This window comes from Psychrilyobacter sp. (assembly GCF_049671765.1).
Taxonomy (GTDB): domain Bacteria; phylum Fusobacteriota; class Fusobacteriia; order Fusobacteriales; family Fusobacteriaceae; genus Psychrilyobacter.
Map to the genome: position 1 here is coordinate 1 of NZ_JBATVM010000017.1, position 4,436 is coordinate 4,436.

General features: G+C 27.9%; 5 protein-coding genes. All 5 read right to left on the reverse strand.

Features of this window, described 5'->3' with window-relative positions:
• On the reverse strand, window positions 1-987 hold a 987-nt coding region (locus WBG30_RS00760; RefSeq protein WP_424502731.1), incomplete at its 3' end, for a hypothetical protein.
• Window positions 988-1,016: 29 nt separating this feature from the next.
• Window positions 1,017-1,469 (reverse strand): GIY-YIG nuclease family protein, encoded by a 453-nt coding sequence (locus WBG30_RS00765; protein ID WP_424502732.1) that lies wholly within the window; start codon window positions 1,467-1,469, stop codon window positions 1,017-1,019.
• 100 nt (window positions 1,470-1,569) lie between these two features.
• Window positions 1,570-2,457: a hypothetical protein gene (locus WBG30_RS00770; RefSeq protein WP_424502733.1), complete on the reverse strand. Its 888-nt coding sequence runs from the start codon at window positions 2,455-2,457 to the stop codon at window positions 1,570-1,572.
• Window positions 2,454-3,779, reverse strand: a complete 1,326-nt coding sequence (locus WBG30_RS00775) for a restriction endonuclease subunit S (protein WP_424502734.1) — start codon at window positions 3,777-3,779, stop codon at window positions 2,454-2,456. Before WBG30_RS00775 ends, WBG30_RS00770 begins: the two co-directional genes overlap by 4 nt.
• On the reverse strand, window positions 3,780-4,436 hold a 657-nt coding region (locus tag WBG30_RS00780), incomplete at its 5' end, for an N-6 DNA methylase (RefSeq protein WP_424502735.1).

The following is a 4,436-nucleotide window of genomic DNA, read 5'->3' on the forward strand; positions in this document are numbered from 1 at the left end:
GTAGATATCAGAGATATCTTCTTTGAAATTTAAATGTTCCCAATAGATACCTTTTCCCATTATATGTGCGAATCTTATATAAGAATATATATTTGTTTCATAATTTTTTCCCAACTCTAAATTTCCAATATTCAAGTTTGATTTTAATTCTTCTGATAATTCTTTTAAATTAAACTTTTTTTTATATAAAATACTACCTTGTTTATTATTATCTCCTGGCCAAACGTTTAAAGTTATTTTTCCATCTTTCAAGTATATTTTAAACCTTTCAGCAAACTTGCAATTTTTTAACTTTATAAAATCATGCTCTTCTTCATAGTTTTTACCATGAATTTTAAGATTTATTTCTTTTTCTATTTGTCTTATTCTTCTTTCTATTTTTTCTGATGTAAGATTTATAGAAATTTTAGATGTTGGTAACAATTCGGGATAACTATTTTCTATAAATTCATTGAATTCATTTAAAAATACATTTGGAGAATTCAAGTTTTTTCTAAATTTCCCAATTGCAATAACACTTTCTAAAATTTCTTCCCATGTTAATGAGATATAAGACCAGTTTTTTTTATTTTCACCCCAATTAAGCCTATCTATTTGATTATTTAGTTGTTTTCTAGGATCTTCTCCGTGTGGTTTTACTTCTATTATTACAAGAGTTTCTCCTAATTGGATGGATAAATCAGTTATAGGATCTTTTGTTTTTTTAGATCCTTCTAAATTAGTAGAATATTTTTGTGTATTTAAAGTGACACCATAAACTTTCTCAATTCCATCTTCAACAAGATCATATTTTGTTGAAGCTTTTTGAGAATCAATTTTAATATCTTTTATTAAAAGCTCTTCATTTAAATTTTCTCCTACTATTTTTTTCCAAATCATCTGAAAAAATAAAGGTTCCCTTTGCAATAATATTGCGAGAGCTCTTGTTAAATTATTTTCTCGTCCTTTTATATAAAAAGGTGTAAATATACTTAAATGTCTATTCATAAGTTGATCTCCTTTCTTTTCCTAAACTATTATGACCTCTTCCCAAAAGAGAGTGACCCATTGCCAACAGGAATAGCATGATACTTATCATAAAAATCCCCTAATACTTTACTTTCAAAATTATGTGCATTCCAATTTCCAGTTGCAGAAATATAATAAACTTTTGCTCCAAACCTTTTCATATATAGATATTTATTATCAGCCCAATACTCTTTTATTCTATCAAAATCAATTTCTTCTAAATTTCTTCGATGTGAACCTAACCTCTTATAAACATTATTAGATTTTCCAATATATATAACTTTTGAATTTCCATTTGGATATAAAAAATGCTGTTTTAATGAAAGTACAACATAAACTCCTTTGCTTTCTGTCTTAACAATTTCATCACTAAATTTTTCATTACTTTTATAGAAATCCTCTAGCTGTCCACAAAAGATAGCTTCTTCTTTTTCTAAAAAGTCTAAATCATATTTTTCCATTGTTCTCCCCTTTAAATATCAATTTATATTTATACCTTGCAAACACCATTTTCATACTTTCAATCTTTTCTAGTATTATGAGCATAAGCTCTCCTTTTTATTAAATAAAAACTTTGTATTCCTCGCATTTTTTCAAATATTTTAACATTAATTTATAATAACTATATGTATACCCAATTTCAAACATCAAATTACTTGTTGATTGATAGTCTTCATACTGTAAATCATAGACTATGTTAGTTGCTTTACTTAAAAGTTCTTTGAATATTTTATCCAATATATCTTCTATATTCTCTTCTTCAAATGCTTCAAAAATCTCTTTTGTATAAGGAAATTTTGTTATATAATAATTTTTTTTATCAATTTCCATATTATTTTGTTTTGAAGATAGGCAATAGTTAAGTAAAAATATAACCTTATTCAACTCTTTTAAACTTTTTTTTAGTTCAGTATTTTCAGTGTTGCTAAAAAATTTATTAATTAAATCTATCTCCTTGAATATAAGATCAGTTTCAATTAAATAAGGAGTTATTTCATTACGTTTTTTTTCCAATTCTATTTGTAAATCAAATAACTCATTTATTTTATTATAATTCTTTAACTTATATATTTTTAATAAGTTTTCCTCATATAGTTTTGTAGAAATAAATTTTAATGAGCTTTGTTTCAGTTTTAAATTATTAAACAAATTAATTATTATCTTTTCTTTATTTTCTGTATTTTTTCTAAATATATCACTTAAATAGATTTTTAAACCCCTTTTTTCTTCAAAACGTTCTAAGTTATATACTATATAAATACCAAAAATAGTGGCGCTTGCTCCTAAGATACCTCCTAGATAGGAACCTAAAAACCCTATCCATTCACTATTTGAGATATTAGAAGAAATTTTATTCCCTACAATAACCTGATCTAAAAATAATGGGACTCCAATAAGAATTATTGCAACTATTAAAATACCTAATATAATTTTCTTTGTTTTTGTCATACCCTAACTTTTCCACTCATTAACTTAGGCAATAAAGTATCCCTAGTTTTTATTAGCGTTTGATTTTCTTCTATATTTTCTTGTATTTTTGTTTTTAACGTTTTCATTTTTTTTATAGAATTAATTAATATTTCATTACTTGGGACTAATATTTTTAAATTTTTTAGAGCAGAAATTGTTAAAGCTTTTTGAGTAGAACCAATAGCTATCATATCCATTTGCTTTTTTCCCTCACCATAAAGTAACCAATTATAGATGTATAACCCCATTTCCTCTATTAAATAATTTCTAAACCAAGTTAAATTTCCATCTTTAAAATAAAATCTTTCGTTGTTCACTATGTAAGGAATTCCAAGAGTCCCTACAGAAGTAAGAAGAATATCTCCTTTTTTAGGAGCACCAAATTTGTTCTCTATTTCCATAAATCTGTCTTTTGTTATAAATAATTCTGTTGATATATTCTTTCCCTTTGATTTTTCTATAATTTCTTTAGATCTATAAAATGGAACTCCGTCTTCCACATAATCTTTCAAAAAAATTCTTTTACTGGATCCTATATTACAAATATTCCCTAATTCCTCCATTCTCCATCCTTTAGGAATCTCCCCCAGTTCAGATTCAACCATCTCTCCCCCATTATCCTTATAAGGGATTCCGTCCTCATTGGGGAAGTTGAACTCCACAAACCATTCCTTGAAAATAGCCTGTGCCATCTCCTCTAAGGTCTGATTCATTTGGTTATTTAGTTCTATCTTGTCGTCTAGGGATTTTAAAATAGAAGCAATCTTTCTCTGTTCCTCATAAGAAGGTGGTAAAGGAATACATATTTTCCCAAAATCTCTTTGGTATAAATGTGGAATTACCGAACCTTCAGTCCTAGATTTTGCAAATTCCTTAAAATATCGGCTTTTAAAATAGCTATATAAGTAATATGTGTGGATTGAATCATTTTCAGGCCTAATCACAAAAATCCCTGAAGCTACTGAACTTTTTTTAGGTAAATATGGCACAATCGCTACTTTTCCAATAGTGCCATCTTTTGTCATGATAATATCATCTTCTTTTAACATTATTTCAGGGGATTCTAAATATCTTTCTTCTGCGATGAATCCACAATTCTTCCATTCTACCTGATCATTTTGTATATTAGCTCCATTTATTATCATATATTCACTTTTTTTAAGATATTCACTTTTCTTTAAGCCTTTCCATCCAATTCTACCCTTTATGTAAAGTTTATCTAAAAGAGGCGACATACTCCAATCAGATGGGATTCTTCCAATGTCTGTTTCTTGCCATTTATTATTATTTATTTTTTTCATCTATAACACCTCAAATCCTAATGACTGTAGATTGTTTTTGATCTCTTCCTCTAACTTAGATGACTTTTTGAACTGCTCAGACAGTGTCTTAGTCAATCCTTCCATCTTCTCCTCAAATGGAATTCCATCTCCCTCTTCCTCTGCTATGCCTACATATCTTCCAGGTGTAAGGATGTAATCGTGCTTTGCTATCTCTTCAAGTTTAGCTGACTTAGAATACCCCTTCTTATCTTCATACTCACCATCAATATTTCTCCATGAGTGATATGTCTTAGCTATTTTTTCTATATCCTCAGGCTTAAACTCTCTTAATTTCCTATCTATCATAGTACCCATATTTCTAGTATCTATAAATAGAGTTTCGTGATCTCTTTTTCTATGTTTAGGATTAGATTTATTTCTATTTAATATCCAAATACAGGCGGGAATTCCTGTAGTTAAAAATAATTTATCAGGTAGTGCAATAATACAGTCTATAATATCTCCATCTACCATTGCTTGTCTTATTTTTCCTTCATTGGAAGTATTAGATGATAATGATCCATTAGCCAATACTATTCCTGCTGTTCCTGTAGGTTTTAATTGATGGATCATATGTTGCATCCAAGCATAGTTTGCATTTCCTTCTGGAGGAGTCCCATATTTCCATCTCACATC